This window comes from Microbacterium sp. ZXX196 (assembly GCF_009709595.1).
Classification (GTDB): Bacteria; Actinomycetota; Actinomycetes; order Actinomycetales; family Microbacteriaceae; genus Microbacterium; species Microbacterium excoecariae.
This window is the reverse complement of record NZ_WMEE01000149.1, coordinates 1-275: the sequence shown is the minus strand read 5'-3', so window position 1 is coordinate 275 and position 275 is coordinate 1. Positions and strand designations below refer to the sequence as shown.

Annotated in this window: 1 pseudogene; it reads right to left on the bottom strand. The window is 54.5% G+C overall.

Annotated elements, in window-relative coordinates:
- Positions 1 to 275, bottom strand: a pseudogene (locus tag GJQ66_RS14870) (D-xylose ABC transporter ATP-binding protein); the annotation flags it as partial.

The following is a 275-nucleotide window of genomic DNA, read 5'->3' as shown; positions in this document are numbered from 1 at the left end:
CTGGCTCCGAAGAGGCACTCTAGCAGTTCGGTGCGGCCTGCCCCCATCAGTCCGGCAAAGCCGATGACTTCTCCTTTACGAAGGGAGAATGAAATGTCTTTAAGCCGCCACTGACGCGCGTGTCCTGGCCAGGGCAAGGAGAGTTCCTTTACTTCCAGAACTGTCTCTCCTGGTTCACGGTCTCCTCCCAGTTGAACAGATTCGATCTCGCGACCCACCATAAGATGTGTCACTTGCTGCGGATTCGTTTCTTCTCGCTCCAATGTTTCGACATG